Below are 17,330 nucleotides of genomic sequence, written 5' to 3'. Positions count from 1 at the left end.
ACACTCCGAAGAGCAGTACTAACAGCCCCCGACCCGGATAACCGGCCGAGTAGTCAACGTTCCACCCATGAGCAACCAGCATCAGACATTCGCCGATGTACTGGCCTCTGACCGAACAAAGTCCGGTAAGAAGTGCTCCTTAGAAAGGAGGTGATCCAGCCGCACCTTCCGGTACGGCTACCTTGTTACGACTTCGTCCCAATCGCTGGTCCCACCTTCGACAGCTCCCTCCCACAAGGGGTTGGGCCACCGGCTTCGGGTGTTACCGACTTTCGTGACGTGACGGGCGGTGTGTACAAGGCCCGGGAACGTATTCACCGCAGCAATGCTGATCTGCGATTACTAGCGACTCCGACTTCATGGGGTCGAGTTGCAGACCCCAATCCGAACTGAGACCGGCTTTTTGAGATTCGCTCCACCTCACGGTATCGCAGCTCATTGTACCGGCCATTGTAGCACGTGTGCAGCCCAAGACATAAGGGGCATGATGACTTGACGTCGTCCCCACCTTCCTCCGAGTTGACCCCGGCGGTCTCCCGTGAGTCCCCAGCACCACAAGGGCCTGCTGGCAACACGGGACAAGGGTTGCGCTCGTTGCGGGACTTAACCCAACATCTCACGACACGAGCTGACGACAGCCATGCACCACCTGTACACCGACCACAAGGGGGGCACTATCTCTAATGCTTTCCGGTGTATGTCAAGCCTTGGTAAGGTTCTTCGCGTTGCGTCGAATTAAGCCACATGCTCCGCCGCTTGTGCGGGCCCCCGTCAATTCCTTTGAGTTTTAGCCTTGCGGCCGTACTCCCCAGGCGGGGCACTTAATGCGTTAGCTGCGGCACGGACAACGTGGAATGTTGCCCACACCTAGTGCCCACCGTTTACGGCGTGGACTACCAGGGTATCTAATCCTGTTCGCTCCCCACGCTTTCGCTCCTCAGCGTCAGTATCGGCCCAGAGATCCGCCTTCGCCACCGGTGTTCCTCCTGATATCTGCGCATTTCACCGCTACACCAGGAATTCCGATCTCCCCTACCGAACTCTAGCCTGCCCGTATCGACTGCAGACCCGGGGTTAAGCCCCGGGCTTTCACAACCGACGTGACAAGCCGCCTACGAGCTCTTTACGCCCAATAATTCCGGACAACGCTCGCGCCCTACGTATTACCGCGGCTGCTGGCACGTAGTTAGCCGGCGCTTCTTCTGCAGGTACCGTCACTTTCGCTTCTTCCCTGCTGAAAGAGGTTTACAACCCGAAGGCCGTCATCCCTCACGCGGCGTCGCTGCATCAGGCTTTCGCCCATTGTGCAATATTCCCCACTGCTGCCTCCCGTAGGAGTCTGGGCCGTGTCTCAGTCCCAGTGTGGCCGGTCGCCCTCTCAGGCCGGCTACCCGTCGTCGCCTTGGTGAGCCGTTACCTCACCAACAAGCTGATAGGCCGCGGGCTCATCCTGCACCGCCGGAGCTTTACACCATCAAGGATGCCCAAGATGGTCATATCCGGTATTAGACCCCGTTTCCAGGGCTTGTCCCAGAGTGCAGGGCAGATTGCCCACGTGTTACTCACCCGTTCGCCACTAATCCACCCCGAAGGGCTTCATCGTTCGACTTGCATGTGTTAAGCACGCCGCCAGCGTTCGTCCTGAGCCAGGATCAAACTCTCCGTGAATGTTTACTCGGCCGAAAAATAATTCAGCCGGTGAACACACTGAAGAGCGGAACGGTCGGAGGAATAGTCCGACCGTTCACAGCGTCCTCGCTGTGTTTATTTCAAAGGAACCACGTCCCGGTCGTGATGACCGGAGACGGGGTATCAACATATCTGGCGTTGACTTTTGGCACGCTGTTGAGTTCTCAAGGAACGGTCGCTTCCTTTGTACTCACCCTCTCGGGCTTTCCTCCGGGCTTCCCTTCGTGTTTCCGACTCTATCAGATCCTTTCGGCTCCGATTCCCGGTCGGCGGGTTTGTCTCGGGGTTTTCGGCTTTCGCCTCGGCCCTTTCGACATTCACTACGTTAGCGCATTCCCTGCGGGCCTCATAATCGAGTCCCTCGGGTTCGAATTCGGGCACGCGAACGCGACGAAAACGACCCCGGTGAAGGGGTTGGACTAGGTAGTGGGTTGGCCGCTCCGGCTGCAGGCGATCGCCGTACCCGGTTCAGCGGCTCGGGATACATTACGCACCTTCGGAGGGCGAGTCAACTTCGCCTGCGCCGCGGGACATGGGCCCGGTACGGACTCACCGTCGGATCGTCGGCCACCCAGTAACGCCAGGGGTGGACCTCGCCGTTGCCGCCCTCGCCCGCCACCCCGGTGCGCGGGCCGCTCCGTACCTGTCCGGCCGGGACGGGGGTGCCGGTCAGGACGCGCAGCGGGGTCTCGCCCGCGGCGCAGGCGTCCGTGCCGTCCAGGGCCCGGTCCACCTCCAGGGCGGTGGCGAGCCGGGCCGGCCCCTTGGCCAGTTCCCTGTCGTTACGGGCCGTAGGGCGGCGCTTGCGGGCCAGCTCCACGCCCTCGACCACCTCGCCGGCCCGCAGCAGCACGGCGCTCGCCCGGCCCTCGGGTCCGCAGACCAGGTTCATGCAGTGCCACATGCCGTAGGTGAAGTAGACGTACACATGTCCGGGCTCCCCGAACATCACCGCGTTGCGTGCGGTGCGGCCGCGGTAGGCGTGGGAACCGGGGTCGTTCGGGCCGTCGTACGCCTCGACCTCCGTCAGCCGTACCGAGATCGGGCCGTCGGGTGTCGTACGGACCAGGACGCGGCCGAGGAGGTCGGGGGCGACGTCGAGGACCGGGCGGTCGAAGAACTTCCTGGGCAGGGGCATACGGTCCCGGGGCGCGATCATGCCGTCCGAGGGTAGTCCACGGGGGTGGTCCGGACGGGGCGCGGCCGAGGCGGAACCGGCCACGGGGGTGATCGCGTTTGTAGGGGCGAGGTCCGTTCGTAAAGGGAGAGTCAATGGCGTTCAAGAAGCTGCTCGCGAGCCTCGGGGCCGGCGGTGCCTCGGTCGAGACGGTGCTGACCGAGGTGAATGTCGTACCGGGTGGCGTGGTCCAGGGCGAGGTGCGGATCCAGGGCGGTTCCGTGAACCAGGCCATCGAGGGGCTGTCCGTCGGTCTTCAGGCGCGGGTGGAGGTCGAGAGCGGCGACGAGGAGTACAAGCAGGACATCGAGTTCACCAAGGTGCGGCTCGGCGGTGCCTTCGAGCTCCAGGCCGGTGCCGTGCACGCGGTGCCGTTCGGTCTGGAGATCCCCTGGGAGACGCCGGTGACGATGATCGACGGCCAGGAGCTGCGCGGGATGCACATCGGGGTGACGACCGAGCTGGCGATCGCGCGGGCCGTCGACTCCGGTGACCTGGACCCGGTCAATGTGCACCCGCTGCCGGCGCAGCAGGCGATCCTGGACGCGTTCATCAGCCTCGGATTCCGGTTCAAGAACGCCGACATGGAGCGCGGACACATCCGGGGTACCCGGCAGCGGCTGCCGTTCTACCAGGAGATCGAGTTCTACCCGCCGTCGCAGTACCGCGGTCTGAACCAGGTCGAGCTGAGCTTCGTGGCCGACGAGCACGCCATGGACGTCGTACTGGAGATGGACAAGAAGGCGGGTCTGTTCAGCGAGGGCTCGGACACCTACCGCTCCTTCCAGGTGGGTCATCACGACTGGCAGGGGACCGATTGGGCGGCCTACCTCAACCAGTGGCTGTCCGAGGTCGGCAGCCGGCGCAGCTGGTTCTAGAGTTCGCTCTGTTCTTTCCAGAGCATCGATCAGGAGGTACCAAGGTGACCGAGCTCGAGCGGCGACCGCTCCCCCATGACTTCCACCCGCCGGTGCCGTCGTTCACGGTGACGAGCGAGGACGTCCAGGAGAACGCGACACTGAAGGGCGCTCAGGTCCACGCGGACGGGAACACCTCGCCGCAGCTGCGGTGGGAGGGTTTCCCGCCGGAGACCAAGAGCTTCGCCGTGACCTGCTTCGACCCGGACGCGCCGACCGGCAGCGGTTTCTGGCACTGGGTCCTGTTCGACATCCCGGCCTCGGTGACGGAGCTGCCCGCGGGCGCGGCGAGCGGCGAGTTCGAGGGCCTGCCCGAGGGCGCCGTGCACGCGCGCAACGACTACGGCACGCGGGACTTCGGCGGCGCCGCCCCGCCGCCCGGTGACGGCCCGCACCGTTATGTGTTCACGGTGTACGCGGTGGACGAGGAGAAGCTGGGTCCCGACGCGGACGCCTCGCCGGCCTTCGTCGGGTTCAATCTGCGCTTCCACACGATCGCGCGGGCGCAGCTCATCGGCGAGTACGAGAACACCGAGCAGGGCTGAGGGCCCCGTCTCGTTTCAGCCAAGCGTTCATTGAACGTTTGCCCGCCTCCGGTCTTGGAAGTGATCGGGGGCGGGCATTTTTTATTGCGTTGTCCATCTCGGCGCGCCCGTCCAGAGTTGATCCGAGCCCGCCGGGGGGTGGGCAGGTGCGCACGGGAGGTGGGCTGGATGCGTGACACGCTGGTGCTGAACGCGAGTTTCGAGCCGCTGTCTACGGTGACTCTGAACCGAGCCGTCGTCCTGGTGCTCCAGGACAAGGCGGTGGTCGAGCAGGCCCATCCCGAGCTGCGGATGCGGGGGGCCGAAGTGGACATCCCCGCGCCCCGGGTGATCAGGCTGTGCAGATATGTACGGGTGCCGTTCCGAAGACAAGCGCCGTGGTCGCGGCGGGGGGTGCTGGTGCGGGACCGGCACCGGTGCGTGTACTGCGGGCGCAGGGCGACCACGGTGGACCATGTGGTGCCGCGGGCGCAGGGGGGTCAGGACACCTGGCTGAATACCGTGGCGGCGTGTGCGGAGGACAATCACCGCAAGGCGGACCGGACTCCGGAGGAGGCCGGGATGGCGTTGCTGAGGACGCCGTTCGAGCCGACGCCGGCGGATGCGATGCTCTTCGCCTTGCGGCGGGACGACGTGGACGGGCTTCCTGATTGGCTCGCGCGGGAAGCGGCCTGAGCGTCTGCCGCGTTCTGTCCGACGGTGGGTGCGGGTCGGGGAAGGCTGAACGCCGGTTCCCCGCGCCCCTTCAGGGGCACCACGGGGAACCGGCGTTCAGTGGAAGCAGCCCTCTCAGTCGATGCTCGGCTTTTCGCGGCGTTCGGTCGCGGGGCCCTTGTTCTGGGCCGGGAGGGTGGCGCCGCCGCTGTTGCCGCCGCCGCCCAGAGAGCCGAAGTTGCCCATGGCGCCGGAGAGGCCCTTGAGGGCGTCGCCGATCTCGCTGGGGACGATCCAGAGCTTGTTGGCGTCGCCCTCGGCGATCTTCGGGAGCATCTGGAGGTACTGGTAGGAGAGCAGCTTCTGGTCCGGGTCACCGGCGTGGATGGCCTCGAAGACCGTACGGACGGCCTGGGCCTCGCCCTCGGCGCGCAGGGCGGCGGCCTTGGCCTCACCCTCGGCGCGCAGGATCTGGGACTGCTTCTCGCCCTCGGCCGTGAGGATCGCGGCCTGCCGGGTGCCCTCGGCGGTGAGGATCGCGGCGCGCTTGTCACGGTCGGCGCGCATCTGCTTCTCCATCGAGTCCTGGATGGAGGTCGGCGGCTCGATGGCCTTCAGTTCCACGCGGTTGACGCGGATGCCCCACTTGCCCGTGGCCTCGTCCAGGACGCCGCGCAGGGCGGCGTTGATCTCCTCGCGGGAGGTCAGGGTGCGCTCCAGGTCCATGCCGCCGATGATGTTGCGCAGCGTGGTGACGGTGAGCTGCTCGATCGCCTGGATGTAGCTGGCGACCTCGTAGGTGGCCGCGCGGGCGTCCGTCACCTGGTAGTAGATGACGGTGTCGATGTTGACGACCAGGTTGTCCTGGGTGATCACCGGCTGGGGCGGGAACGGTACGACCTGCTCGCGCAGGTCGATGCGGTTGCGGATGGTGTCTATGAACGGGACCACGATGTTCAGGCCCGCGTTCAGGGTCCGCGTGTAGCGGCCGAAGCGCTCGACGATGGCCGCGCTGGCCTGTGGGATGACCTGGATGGTCTTGATCAGGGCGATGAAGACCAACACCACCAGAATGATCAGGACGATGATGACCGGTTCCATCGTGTTCCCCGTACCCCTCTCCGCCTGAACGCCGTCGGACGCTCGTGTGTCCGTTGCTCGTGCCTGTTCAAAGGATCTTGCCCGTCGAGTCTGACAGACTCCGGCCCAACTCGCAGGCAGGATGGCTCAGATGACGATCGCGGTGGCTCCTTCGATGTCCACGACGTCCACCTCCTGGCCCGCTTCGTAGGCCCGGCCGGAGTCGAGGGCGCGGGCCGACCAGATCTCCCCGGCGAGCTTGACGCGGCCGCCGGCGCCGTCGACCCGTTCCAGCACGACGGCCTGCCTGCCCTTCAGCGCCTCGATGCCGCTGGCGAACTGGGGCCGCTGCCTGCTGTGCCGGTTGGCGATGGGCCGTACGACGGCGATGAGCGCGACGGAGACGACGAGGAACGTGATCACCTGGGCGACGACGCCGGGGCCGAGGGCGGCGACGACAGCGGCCGCGACGGCTCCCACCGCGAACATGCCGAACTCGGGCATGGCGGTGACGACGAGCGGGATTCCGAGCGCGGCCGCGCCGACGAGCCACCACACCCATGCGTCGATGTCGTTCACGTGGTCATCGTAGGGCCACGACCGGGCGGCGGACAGGGCGCGTTGGGGACCCCGGCGGGATTGCGCAAGGGTCCGGGCGGGGTGCGGTCAGGGTCGGCCGGGAGTGGCCGGGGGCGGCGGCGGGGTCAGGAGAGCGGCAGGCCGTGGGCGGTCCAGCGGTCGCCGACCTGCTCGACCACGAGCGGGAGGCCGAAGCAGCGGGAGAGGTTGCGGGAGGTCAGCTCCAGCTCGATCGGGCCGGCGGTGAGCACCTTGCCCTGACGGATCATCAGGACGTGGGAGAAGCCGGGGGCGATCTCCTCGACATGGTGGGTGACCATGATCATCGAGGGCGCGATCGGGTCGCGGGCGAGCCGGCCGAGGCGGCGCACCAGGTCCTCGCGGCCGCCGAGGTCGAGGCCGGCGGCGGGCTCGTCGAGGAGGAGCAGCTCGGGGTCGCTCATCAGGGCGCGGGCGATGAGGGTGCGCTTGCGCTCGCCCTCGGAGAGGGTGCCGAAGCGGCGGTCGAGGTAGTCGCTCATGCCGAGGCGGTCGAGGAAGGCGCGGGCGCGCCGCTCGTCCACGTCCTCGTACTCCTCGTTCCAGCTGGTGGTCATGCCGTAGGCGGCGGTGAGGACCGTCTGGAGGACCGTCTGGCGCTTGGGGAGCTTGTCGGCGAGGGCGATGCCGGCCACGCCGACGCGGGGGCGCAGCTCGAAGACGTCCGTGCCGGGCTTGCCCAGGGTCTCGCCGAGGATGGTGACGGAGCCCGTGGTGGGGTAGAGGTAGCTGGAGGCGACGTTCAGGAGGGTGGTCTTGCCGGCGCCGTTGGGGCCCAGGATGACCCAGCGCTCGCCCTCCTTCACCGACCAGGAGACCTGGTCCACCAGAGCCCGGCCCTCACGGACCACGGATACGTCCTGAAGCTCCAGAACATCGCTCATGAGCGCGTTGTCTCCCCTTGCAGTGTGGCCGGTCTCGGCTGTCGCGTACGCCTGTGGCGCGGTCCGCCGCGCCGGTGGGCACGGCCCTTATGAAATCTACGCCACCGGTGCGCCGGTCCATTCCATCGGTCCGGTCCTTAGGGTGGGGGCATGCTCACGGAACCGCGTTCAGGACGCCTTGCCGCTTGGGGAAATGCCCTTTTGGCCGGACTTGTCTCTCCGGATGACGCCGCGCTCGCCATTGTGGGTGACGACGCCGCGCACCGGGTGGCCGGGCTGCCCGGGGAGCCGGCGCCGGTGGGGCTGACGCTCGCGCTCGGGCGGCTGCGCGCGCTGGGGGCGACGGGCCTGCGGGTGGCGCTGCCGGCACCCGGCCATCCGCTGGGGCTGAGCGGACCGCCCGAGTTCAACGCGCGGGCGCTGGACGCGGCGGAGGCGGTGGTCTGCTTCGGCACCGCGTTCGGGCTGGTGCCGCAGGTGCACGAGGCCGGTCCCGCGGGTGATGTGCATGTCGAGGTGGTCTGGCACGCCCTGCCGGTGCGCGAGGCCCCGCCCGCGGACGTGCCCTCCCTGGGCGAGGCGGAGCGGGAGCTGGCGGAGGCCCTGCGGGACGCGACGGCGGTGCTCGCCCGGCTGGACGTGGCCGCCTCGGGCCCGGTGGCCGAGTCCGCGATCGACGCGTACCGGGCGCGGGCGCAGGCCGGCCGCGAGATCCTGGCCCCGGGCTACCCGCCGCGCGCGGCCCGGGTCCTGGAGCTGGCGCAGCGCATCGCCCTGCTGATCTCCCTCGCGCACGACCACGGCCACGGGGCCGCGGTGACCGCCGCGGAGATGGCGGCGCGCACCCAGGCGCTGCGCCCGGTGGAGCGGACGGCCCGGCGGGCGCAGGTGGCGGCATACAACTCGATGGTGGAGGAGAGGGAGCGGGGGGTCCGGTGACCCCGGGAGGGGTGCCGCCCTCAGGGGGGCGGCGTGGCGGTCGTATGACAGGACGGGTCGTGCGACCGTCGTACGGCAAAGGGGCGGGCCCCCCGGTGGATCCGGGGGGCCCGCGCCGCGTTCGGGATGCCTCAGTGGTTGAGGCCGACGTTGCCGAAGGCCGGGTTCAGCACGCCGATGACGTCGATGCTGTCGCCGGTCACGTTCACCGGGACGTGGATCGGCGCCTGGATGGCGTTGCCCGAGACGACGCCCGGGGAGTTCACGGCCGCGCCGCCCGCCTCGCTCTGGGCGGAGGCCAGGCCGGCACCGGCGGCCAGCAGGCCACCGGCCACCATCGTCACGGCCGCTGCCTTCTTCAGGTTCTTCACTGTCAAACCCCTCTTGGACGTTCACCACGGCGGTTCTCCGTGGCACGCACTGGAGAACGGCGGAGATCGCCGGGGGATGCGCCATCCGGGTGACATTCCCACGACGGTATGAATCTCAGTCCGGAACGGGTCTTCTGGGGAGAACCGGCGTACGGCGTCCGTACGGACGTTTCAGCCGGCCACCCCGTGCCGTACGGCCCACAGCGCGGCCTGGGTGCGGTCGGCGAGGTCGAGCTTCATCAGGATGTTGGAGACGTGCGTCTTGACCGTCTTCTCGGAGAGCACCAGCGCACGGGCGATCTCCCGGTTGGAGCGGCCGTCCGCGATCAGGCCGAGCACCTCGCGCTCCCGCTCGGTGAGCGAAGTCCCCCGGCCCTGACCGGAGTTGGCCTCCTCCTGGGACAGCAGCGCGCCCGCCACCTCGGGCTGGAGCAGGATGTGCCCGGCGTGCACGGAGCGGATGGCGCCGGCGAGCGCGTCGGGGTCCACGTCCTTGTACACATACCCGGCGGCGCCCGCGCGCAGGGCCGGTACGACCGTGCGCTGCTCGGTGAAGCTGGTGACGATCAGCACCCGTGCGGGGTTGTCGAGTTCGCGCAGCCTGCGCAGGGCGTCGATACCGTCCATGCCCGGCATCTTGACGTCCATGAGGACGACGTCGGGCCGCAGTTCCTCGGCGCGGGCCACCCCCTCCGCGCCGTCGCCCGCCTCGCCGACGACCGCTATGTCCTCCTGCACCTCCAGGAAGGTGCGCAGACCCCGGCGGACGACCTGGTGGTCGTCGACGAGCAGCACCTTGATGGGCTCAGCCACCGGGGACCTCCATCTCGATCGTGGTGCCCTTGCCGGGCGCCGATTCCACGGTCAGGGTGCCGCCGACCCCGCTCGCCCGGTCCCGCATCGAGACCAGCCCGAGGTGCCGTCCGGCGCGGCCGACCGCGGCCGGTTCGAAGCCGGCGCCGTCGTCGCTGATCCGCAGCACCGCTCCGGGGCCGCGCCGCTCCACACTCACCTCGACGTGCTCCGCGTCCGCGTGGCGCAGCGCGTTGTGCAGGGCCTCCTGGGCGACCCGGAGCACGGCCTCCTCCTGGGCGGCGGGCAGTGCGCGGTAGCCGGCGCCGGTGAAGGTGACGCGGGCGGTGTGGGCGCGGTCGAGGACCTGGATCTGGGTGCGCAGGGTGGCGATCAGCCCGTCCTCGTCCAGCGCGGCGGGCCGCAACTCCACGACGGCGGCCCGCAGTTCGTCGGCCGCCTCGGCGGCGAGCGCGGCGACCTGGTGGAGTTCGTCCTTGGCGCGGGCCGGGTCCCGGTCGACGAGCGCGGCGGCGGCCTGTGCGGTCAGGCGCAGTGAGAACAGCTTCTGGCTGACCGCGTCATGGAGTTCATGGGCGAGGCGGGAACGCTCCTCGGCGATGGTGAGTTCGCGGCTGCGCTCGTAGAGGCGGGCGTTGGTGAGGGCGATCGCGGCGTGCTGGGCGAGGAGGGCGAGCAGTTCCTCGTCCTCCTGGGTGAAGCCGCAACCGCCTTCCGGCTTCGGGCAGTTCTTGTTGGCGAGGAAGAGCGCGCCGATGGTCTCGTCGCCGTCGCGGATGGGCAGCCCGAGGAAGTCGACGAGGTCGGGGTGGGCGTCGGGCCAGCCCTCGAAGCGGGGGTCCTCACGGACGTCGGCGAGGCGTTCGGGGCGGGCCTCGTGCAGCATCGCGGCGAGGACGCCGTGCTGGCGGGGCAGCGGGCCGATCGCCTTCCACTGGGCGTCGCTGACGCCGTCCACGACGAACTGGGCGAAGCCGCCGTGGTCGTCGGGGACGCCGAGGGCGGCGTACTGCGCGTCGAGGAGTTCGCGGGCGGAGGCGACGATCGTCTTCAGGACGTCGCGCATCTCCAGATGCCTGCTCATGGCCAGCAGCGCGGAACTCACCGCGGCGAGGCCGGACCGGGGGCGGTGGCTCATGTCCTCACGGTACCGGCGGGGTGCGCCGGTACGGATCGGACCGCTGGCGGCCCGGCACCGTCCGCTGGTCCTAGGCCGGACGGTGTAGGACCCGGGGACCGGGCCCGGTGCCGTACGCCGGAGGTTCCCGGGCGGCCGTCGTACGCCGAAGGGCCCCCGCGCCACGGGACCCGCGGCCGAGGCGGGGAGCGAGGGGGCGTTCCTACGGTGATCGGCATCCCGTCCGGCCGGGCGGGGAGCGACGAGGGGACGGTAGTCATGCCGGTAGGGATCATCACGGGCGCCTCCAAGGGGCTGGGGCGGGCGCTCGCCGAGGCACTGGCGGCGCGCGGCTGGGACCTGGTGCTGGACGCGCGGGGCGAGGCGGCGCTGGCGGAGGCCGCGGCGGCGGCCGGCCGGTACGGCACCCGGGTGTCGGCGCTGCCCGGGGACGTCACGGACGCCGGGCACCGGGCCGCGCTGGTGGCCGCCGCCCGGGCGCTGGGCGGCCTCGATCTGCTGGTGGGCAACGCGAGCGCGCTGGGCGCCGAGCCGCTGGTACGGCTGGACCGGCTGCCGCTGGCCGGGCTGCGGCGGGCGCTGGAGGTGAACGTCACCGCCGCGCTGGGTCTCGTGCAGGAGGCGCTGCCGCTGCTGCGGGCGGCGGCCGCGGGCACGGTGATCGCGGTCGGCTCGGACGCGGCGGCCCAGGCGTACGCGACCTGGGGCGGTTACGGCGCCTCGAAGGCGGCCCTGGACCAGCTGGCGGCGGTGCTCGCCGTGGAGGAGCCGGGGCTGCGGGTGTGGGCGGTGGACCCCGGGGACATGGCGACCGACCTGTACGCGGCGGCGGTACCCGACGACCGGGACGAGCGGCCGGCGCCGGACACCGTCGTCCCCGCGTTCCTGCGGCTGCTGGACGAGCGCCCGGCGAGCGGGCGGTACGCGGCGCCGGCGCTCGTGGCGGGCCGATGAGCACGATCGTGCGGGTGCCGGAGGAACGGTCCGCGCGGGTGCCGGCCGAGCAGCGCGGTCCGGGGCGGGCCCGGGACGACGTACGGCTCCTCGTGTCCCACGGCACCCGGGTGACGCACCACGCGTTCCGCGAGCTGCCGGGGCTGCTGCGGGCCGGGGACCTGCTGGTGGTGAACACCTCCCCGACGCTGGCCGCGGCGGTGGACGGCCGGATCGGGGACGCGCCGGTGGTGGTGCACTTCTCGACCCGCGGCGACGACGGCCGCTGGGCGGTGGAACCGCGGGAGCCGGACGGCCGGGGCACCACACGCGCGCGGGCGGGCACCCGCGCGGGTACAGAGGTGCGGCTGGCCGGCGGGGTCCGGCTGGTGCTGGCGGAGCCGGTGGGCGGGCGGGCGCCCGCGGGCGGGCACCGGGAGAGGCTGTGGTGGGCGCGGGTCGAGGGCGGGGCCGTGCCGGGGCTGCTGCGGGAGCACGGGCGGCCGATCCGGTACTCCTATACGACGCGCGATCAGCCGCTGTCGGCGTACCAGACCCTGTTCTCCGTCCCCTCCCCCGACGGCACGGGCAGCGCGGAGATGCCGAGCGCGGGGCGGCCCTTCACCGAGCGGGTGGTGGCGGAGCTGGCGCGCCGGGGCGTGGGCCTCGCGCGGGTCACCCTGCATACGGGGGTGGCGTCGGCGGAGGCGCACGAGCCGCCGTACCCGGAGTGGTTCTCGGTGCCTCGGGCGTCGGCGCGGGCGATCAACGCGGTGGCGGCCGGGGCGGGCCGGGTGATCGCGGTGGGTACGACGGTCGTACGGGCGGTGGAGTCGGCCGCGGGGCGGACGGCATCGTGCGGGCGGGCAAGGGGTGGACGGACCTGGTGGTCACGCCCGGGCGCGGGGTGCGGGTGGTGGACGGGCTGCTGACCGGGCTGCACGAGCCGGAGGCGTCGCATCTGCTGATGCTGCGGGCCATCGCCGGGCGGGCCGCGGTCGACCGTGCGTACGAGGAGGCGCTGCGCGGGCTCTACCTGTGGCACGAGTTCGGGGACGTCCATCTCCTCCTCCGGGAGGAGACCGCGCGCCGAGCCCTCACAGAATGAGTTGCGATGGCAACTCGCCGTGAGGTTGATCTGCGTTCCCTGTGAGCCCGCACATAGGGCCTGCATCACGTACGAACGGACATAGGAGATACACCCCCCGCCACGAACGGGACAGATGGTCCAATCTGTCCCGTTTTGGCCTTCCCTGATCCACTACCGGGCTTCGTACGTCACACCTTTGCCAGGGCATTTTGCGGCCGCTAAGAATTGCTCTCGTCGCTCGGCGCCGCGGGTTTCTCCCCGCGGCTTCTGTGCGGGAGGAACCGATTCCCCCGGCGGACGCAGGAGCGGCCTCCGCGCCAACGAAGAGGTCCTACGCCATGCCCAAGAACATCCTCAGTCGTGCTCGAAATCGGGCCCTGACCAAGCAGCACAAGATCGCCGTCGCCGGTGTCGCCGCTCTCGGCACCGCCGCCATCGCCCTGTCGGCCGTCCCCGGTAACGCGGACACCGTCACCACCGGCTCCCCGGCCACCGCCGCGCAGGTCGCGAAGGTCGCCACCCAGGACGCCACGCTGCCGAACGTCAAGGGCTCGGTCACCGACCGCGCCGCCGCGCAGAGCGTCAAGCTCGACGCCATCGCCGCGCAGCAGAAGGCCGCCGACCAGGCCGCCGCCAAGCAGCGCAGCGACGCCGCCGCGAAGAAGGCCGCCGTCGACGCCGCCGCCAAGAAGGCCGCGCAGGAGCGGGCCGCCAAGCAGAGCGCCAACCGTTCCGCGCAGCGCCCGCAGATGCAGGACGTCGCCGCGAAGACCTACGCGAACAACCTCGACGGCTGGATCCGCCAGTCCCTGGACATCATGCACGCCAAGGGCATCCCGGGCAGCTACAACGGTCTGTACCGCAACATCATGCGGGAGTCCTCGGGCAACCCGATGGCCATCAACAACTGGGACATCAACGCGATCAACGGCATCCCGTCCAAGGGCCTGCTCCAGGTGATCCAGCCCACCTTCAACACGTACCACGTGCCCGGCACCTCGTGGAACATCTACGACCCGGTCGCCAACATCACCGCGGCCTGCAACTACGCTGCCCACCGCTACGGCTCGATGGACAACGTCAACAGCGCGTACTGAGGTCGGCGCGGACCTCTGACGAACGCCGAAGGGCGGCACCCCCACCGGGGTGCCGCCCTTCGTGGCGTACCGGGACGCCGACGTGCCGGGGACGCTACTTGCGCATGACCTCGGGCTCGTGGCGGCGCAGGAAGCGGGCCACGAAGAAGCCGCAGACCGCGCCGAGCGCGAGCAGCGCGATCATGTCCAGGGTCCAGGCCCCGGCCGTGTGGTTCCACAGCGGGTCGGTGCTGCCCGGGTTGTCGTTGTTGGGGGCGATGTTGTTCAGGTCCAGCGTGGTGCCGGCCGCGGCCACCGCCCAGCGCGAGGGCATCAGGTACGAGAACTCGTTGACGCCGAGCGTGCCGTGCAGGGTGAACAGGCAGCCGGTGAAGACGACCTGGATGATCGCGAACATCACCAGCAGCGGCATGGTCTTCTCGGCGGTCTTCACCAGCGAGGAGATCACCAGACCGACCATCATCGAGGTGAAGCCCAGCGCCATGATCGGCAGGCACAGCTCCAACAGGGTCGAACCGCCGAGGATCACACCCCGGTCCGGGATCGTGCGGGGCGCGAAGCCGATCAGGCCGACCAGCAGGCCCTGGAGCACGGTGACGGCGCCGAGCACGACCACCTTGGACATCAGGTAGGCCGACCGGGACAGGCCGGTCGCCCGCTCCCGCTCGTAGATCACCCGTTCCTTGATCAGCTCACGCACGGAGTTCGCGGCGCCCGCGAAGCACGCGCCCACCGAGAGGATCAGCAGCACGGTGGTGGCGGTGCCGTTCGGCACGTGCAGACCGGTGCGCGGGTCGACCGCCGGGTTCACCAGCAGGCCCCGGTCGTGGTTCATCAGCAGGCTGACCGAGCCGAGGACCGCGGGCAGGATCACCGTCAGCGCGAGGAAGCCCTTGTCGGAGACGATGACCGACACATAGCGCCGGATCAGGGTCAGCAACTGGGAACCCCATGCCTGCGGCTTGGGCGGCTTGACCGCCGCCGCCGGGGGCATGGACGCCGCCTGCTGCGGGGCGACGGCGTCGAAGTCCGCGGCGTACATCTGGTAGTGCTGCGAGCCCTTCCAGCGGCCCGCCCAGTCGTAGTCGCGGTAGTTCTCGAAGGCGGAGAAGACGTCGGCCCAGCTGTCGTAGCCGAAGAAGTTCAGCGCCTCCTCCGGCGGGCCGAAGTAGGCCACCGCGCCGCCCGGCGCCATCACCAGCAGCTTGTCGCACAGCGCCAGCTCGGCCACCGAGTGGGTGACGACGAGCACGGTACGGCCGTCGTCGGCGAGGCCGCGCAGCAGCTGCATGACATCGCGGTCCATGCCCGGGTCGAGGCCGGAGGTCGGCTCGTCCAGGAAGATCAGCGACGGCTTGGTCAGCAGTTCCAGCGCCACCGAGACGCGCTTGCGCTGACCGCCGGACAGGGACGTGACCTTCTTGTCCTTGTGGATGTCCAGCTTCAGCTCGCGCAGCACCTCCTCGATGCGGGCGTCGCGCTCCTGGCCGGTGGTGTCGGCCGGGAAGCGCAGCTTGGCCGCGTACTTCAGGGCCTTCTTGACGGTGAGTTCCTTGTGCAGGATGTCGTCCTGCGGGACCAGACCGATGCGCTGGCGCAGCTCCGCGAACTGCTTGTACAGGTTGCGGTTGTCGTACAGCACCTCGCCCTGGTTGGCGGGCCGGTAGCCGGTGAGCGCCTTCAGCAGGGTGGACTTGCCGGAGCCGGACGGGCCGATGACCGCGATCAGGGACTTCTCCGGGACGCCGAAGGAGACGTCCTTGAGGATCTGCTTGCCCCCGTCGACCGTGACGGTCAGATGGCGCGCGGAGAAGGAGACCTCACCGGTGTCGACGAACTCTTCCAGCCGGTCGCCGACGATACGGAAGGTGGAGTGGCCGACGCCGACGATGTCGGCCGGGCCGAGCTGCACCGAGCCGCCCTTGGGCACCGGGTGGCCGTTGACGTACGTGCCGTTGTGCGAGCCGAGGTCACGGATCTCGAAGCGGCCGTCGGGCGTCGAGTGGAACTCGGCGTGGTGACGCGAGACCTGGAGGTCGGAGACGACCAGCTCGTTCTCCAGGGCACGGCCGATGCGCATGACGCGGCCGAGGGAGAACTGATGGAACGTGGTCGGGCTGCGGTCCCCGTGCGCGGGCGCCCCCGGTCCGGACTGCTGCGGGAAGGCGGCGGGTCCCGGGTCCTGCCGCTGCGGGAAGCCGGCCTGCTGCGGGGCGTGCTGGGCCGGCTGTGCCTGCGGCGGCTGCGGCGTCTGCTGCGCCTGCTGCGCCTGCTGCCAGCCGGGCTGCTGGGCGGGTGCCTGCTGGGGGGCCGCCTGCTGGGCCCACCCCGCGGGAGCCGCGGCGTACGGCGCCTGCTGCGCCTGGCCGACGGCGGCACCGGCAGCGGCACCGGCGAGATCCAGCCGCGGTCCGTCCGTCGCGTTGCCGAGGTGCAGCGCCGTCCCCGGGCCTATCTCCGTGCGCTGGATCCGCTGACCCTGGAGGTAGGTGCCGTTGGTGCTGCCGTGGTCCTCGATGACCCAACCGCGGCCGTCGAAGCTGACCGTGGCGTGTCGCCAGGAGACCCTGGCGTCGTCGAACACGATGTCACCCTGCGGATCTCTGCCGAGGGTGTATGGCCTGGACGGGTCGAGCGTCCAGGTACGTCCGTTTGTTTCCAGTACGAGTTCCGGCACTCCATGCCCCACTGAGTTGTCCCCCGAATTTCCCCCGTCGCAGGGAGTCTAGGGATGTCGAACATCGTGGGGAACTATTTCAGGCCCACCCCCCTGACCAAAACCCGGGCCTTGCGCGAATCGCCGTGCGGCGCTCCAGCGGAGAACGCAATTCAGGCGAGGGGGGATAAGTGGGGGCGGCGCGTACAGCGGTGGGTGCGGAGGGAGTTGGGTGTACGGGGCGGCGCGTACGGCGGTGGGCGCGGGAGGAGTTGGGTGTACGGGGCGGCGGAGGCGGGGGGGCGCGTACGGCGGTGGGCACGGGAGGAGTTGGATGTGCGGGGCGGCGAAGGCGGGAGCAGCGCGTACGGCGGTGGGCACGGGAGGAGTCGGGTGTACGGGGGCGGCGAAGGCGGGAGCAGCGCGTACGGCGGTGGGCACGGGAGGAGTTGGGTGTACGGAGCGGCGGAGGCGGGGGCGGCGCGGGTGCCCGGGGGAAGCGGGAGGCAGCACGGTACGACGATCCGTGCGCGGGAGACCGGTAGGCGCGGGGCGTGGCTTCCGGGTTGGGGGCAGCCCCCGAGCCGGAGGCGGCTTCCGAACTGCGGGCAACTCCGGGCCCGGGCACAGCTCCTGAACCAAGGGGCTTCCGGACCGTAGGGCGGGGATAGCTACCGGGCCGGGGGGCGGCCACTGAGCCGGGGCACGGCTTCCAAGCGCGGACGGTGT

The 17,330-nt window shown here is 70.1% G+C and carries 14 protein-coding genes, 1 rRNA gene and 1 pseudogene; 7 read left to right on the top strand and 9 right to left on the bottom strand.

Annotated elements, in window-relative coordinates; translation table 11 throughout:
- Window positions 1–143 precede the first annotated feature (143 nt).
- Together GHR20_RS27860 and GHR20_RS27855 are read right to left on the bottom strand one after the other, a co-directional pair.
- Window positions 144–1,668: ribosomal RNA gene (locus GHR20_RS27860) — 16S ribosomal RNA — on the bottom strand.
- A 529-nt stretch (window positions 1,669–2,197) separates the two neighbouring features.
- A complete protein-coding gene (locus GHR20_RS27855; protein ID WP_153814725.1) occupies window positions 2,198–2,848 on the bottom strand; it encodes a DNA-3-methyladenine glycosylase in 651 nt (216 codons plus the stop codon).
- Window positions 2,849–2,961: 113 nt separating this feature from the next.
- Here GHR20_RS27855 and GHR20_RS27850 point away from each other — a divergent pair, with 113 nt between their 5' ends.
- The 3 genes from GHR20_RS27850 to GHR20_RS27840 all read left to right on the top strand — a co-directional run bounded on the left by GHR20_RS27850 (window position 2,962) and on the right by GHR20_RS27840 (window position 5,003).
- Entirely contained in the window at window positions 2,962–3,744 is a 783-nt protein-coding gene (locus GHR20_RS27850; protein ID WP_111586459.1) for a sporulation protein, read from the top strand.
- Between the two features lie 44 nt (window positions 3,745–3,788).
- Window positions 3,789–4,328 carry a YbhB/YbcL family Raf kinase inhibitor-like protein gene (locus GHR20_RS27845; RefSeq protein WP_148027202.1) on the top strand — a complete coding sequence of 180 codons (540 nt, stop codon included), beginning with the start codon at window positions 3,789–3,791 and terminating at the stop codon, window positions 4,326–4,328.
- 168 nt (window positions 4,329–4,496) lie between these two features.
- On the top strand, window positions 4,497–5,003 hold the full coding sequence (locus GHR20_RS27840) for an HNH endonuclease (protein WP_111586457.1): 507 nt from the start codon (window positions 4,497–4,499) through the stop codon (window positions 5,001–5,003).
- Between the two features lie 114 nt (window positions 5,004–5,117).
- On the opposite strand, the gene GHR20_RS27835 is transcribed toward GHR20_RS27840, so the two are convergent.
- The 3 genes from GHR20_RS27835 to GHR20_RS27825 form a co-directional block, all read right to left on the bottom strand.
- The gene (locus GHR20_RS27835) at window positions 5,118–6,083 is read right to left on the bottom strand and encodes an SPFH domain-containing protein (protein WP_111586456.1); all 966 of its coding nucleotides are present in this window, start codon (window positions 6,081–6,083) and stop codon (window positions 5,118–5,120) included.
- A gap of 126 nt (window positions 6,084–6,209) precedes the next feature.
- Window positions 6,210–6,641, bottom strand: a complete 432-nt coding sequence (locus GHR20_RS27830) for an NfeD family protein (RefSeq protein ID WP_111586455.1) — start codon at window positions 6,639–6,641, stop codon at window positions 6,210–6,212.
- A 125-nt stretch (window positions 6,642–6,766) separates the two neighbouring features.
- Window positions 6,767–7,564 carry an ABC transporter ATP-binding protein gene (locus GHR20_RS27825; RefSeq protein ID WP_153814724.1) on the bottom strand — a complete coding sequence of 266 codons (798 nt, stop codon included), beginning with the start codon at window positions 7,562–7,564 and terminating at the stop codon, window positions 6,767–6,769.
- 150 nt (window positions 7,565–7,714) lie between these two features.
- Between GHR20_RS27825 and GHR20_RS27820 the strand changes: the two genes are divergently transcribed.
- The gene (locus GHR20_RS27820) at window positions 7,715–8,503 is read left to right on the top strand and encodes a hypothetical protein (protein ID WP_111586453.1); all 789 of its coding nucleotides are present in this window, start codon (window positions 7,715–7,717) and stop codon (window positions 8,501–8,503) included.
- A gap of 131 nt (window positions 8,504–8,634) precedes the next feature.
- Here the strand turns inward: GHR20_RS27820 and GHR20_RS27815 are convergent, their stop codons facing one another.
- From GHR20_RS27815 to GHR20_RS27805, 3 genes are all read right to left on the bottom strand, one after another.
- The gene (locus GHR20_RS27815; protein ID WP_085564085.1) at window positions 8,635–8,874 is read right to left on the bottom strand and encodes a chaplin; all 240 of its coding nucleotides are present in this window, start codon (window positions 8,872–8,874) and stop codon (window positions 8,635–8,637) included.
- 171 nt (window positions 8,875–9,045) lie between these two features.
- Window positions 9,046–9,687 carry a response regulator transcription factor gene (locus tag GHR20_RS27810; protein ID WP_111586452.1) on the bottom strand — a complete coding sequence of 214 codons (642 nt, stop codon included), beginning with the start codon at window positions 9,685–9,687 and terminating at the stop codon, window positions 9,046–9,048.
- On the bottom strand, window positions 9,680–10,825 hold the full coding sequence (locus GHR20_RS27805; protein ID WP_148027203.1) for a GAF domain-containing sensor histidine kinase: 1,146 nt from the start codon (window positions 10,823–10,825) through the stop codon (window positions 9,680–9,682). The genes GHR20_RS27810 and GHR20_RS27805 overlap by 8 nt, the downstream gene beginning before the upstream one ends.
- Window positions 10,826–11,083: 258 nt before the next feature.
- Between GHR20_RS27805 and GHR20_RS27800 the strand changes: the two genes are divergently transcribed.
- The 3 genes and pseudogenes from GHR20_RS27800 (at window position 11,084) to GHR20_RS27790 (ending at window position 13,945) form a co-directional block, all read left to right on the top strand.
- The gene (locus GHR20_RS27800; RefSeq protein ID WP_148027204.1) at window positions 11,084–11,779 is read left to right on the top strand and encodes an SDR family NAD(P)-dependent oxidoreductase; all 696 of its coding nucleotides are present in this window, start codon (window positions 11,084–11,086) and stop codon (window positions 11,777–11,779) included.
- Window positions 11,776–12,866: pseudogene (locus GHR20_RS27795) on the top strand (S-adenosylmethionine:tRNA ribosyltransferase-isomerase). Before GHR20_RS27800 ends, GHR20_RS27795 begins: the two are co-directional and overlap by 4 nt.
- 320 nt (window positions 12,867–13,186) lie before the next feature.
- On the top strand, window positions 13,187–13,945 hold the full coding sequence (locus GHR20_RS27790) for a transglycosylase SLT domain-containing protein (RefSeq protein ID WP_111586449.1): 759 nt from the start codon (window positions 13,187–13,189) through the stop codon (window positions 13,943–13,945).
- Between the two features lie 94 nt (window positions 13,946–14,039).
- On the opposite strand, the gene GHR20_RS27785 is transcribed toward GHR20_RS27790, so the two are convergent.
- Complete coding sequence (locus tag GHR20_RS27785; RefSeq protein ID WP_153814723.1) at window positions 14,040–16,622, bottom strand: FHA domain-containing protein; 2,583 nt, start codon at window positions 16,620–16,622, stop codon at window positions 14,040–14,042.
- Window positions 16,623–17,330: the final 708 nt, after the last annotated feature.

Source organism: Streptomyces sp. SUK 48, assembly GCF_009650765.1.
GTDB lineage: Bacteria > Actinomycetota > Actinomycetes > Streptomycetales > Streptomycetaceae > Streptomyces.
Note: the sequence above shows the minus strand (reverse complement) of the source record. Positions and strands in the feature narration are given on the sequence as shown.

Coding starts and splice junctions, on each gene's coding strand:
- GHR20_RS27855 (WP_153814725.1), bottom strand. CDS start 2,848: ATGATCGCGCCCCGGGACCGTATGCCCCTGCCCAGGAAGTTCTTCGAC.
- GHR20_RS27850 (WP_111586459.1), top strand. CDS start 2,962: ATGGCGTTCAAGAAGCTGCTCGCGAGCCTCGGGGCCGGCGGTGCCTCG.
- GHR20_RS27840 (WP_111586457.1), top strand. CDS start 4,497: ATGCGTGACACGCTGGTGCTGAACGCGAGTTTCGAGCCGCTGTCTACG.
- GHR20_RS27835 (WP_111586456.1), bottom strand. CDS start 6,083: ATGGAACCGGTCATCATCGTCCTGATCATTCTGGTGGTGTTGGTCTTC.
- GHR20_RS27825 (WP_153814724.1), bottom strand. CDS start 7,564: ATGAGCGATGTTCTGGAGCTTCAGGACGTATCCGTGGTCCGTGAGGGC.
- GHR20_RS27820 (WP_111586453.1), top strand. CDS start 7,715: ATGCTCACGGAACCGCGTTCAGGACGCCTTGCCGCTTGGGGAAATGCC.
- GHR20_RS27805 (WP_148027203.1), bottom strand. CDS start 10,825: ATGAGCCACCGCCCCCGGTCCGGCCTCGCCGCGGTGAGTTCCGCGCTG.
- GHR20_RS27800 (WP_148027204.1), top strand. CDS start 11,084: ATGCCGGTAGGGATCATCACGGGCGCCTCCAAGGGGCTGGGGCGGGCG.
- GHR20_RS27790 (WP_111586449.1), top strand. CDS start 13,187: ATGCCCAAGAACATCCTCAGTCGTGCTCGAAATCGGGCCCTGACCAAG.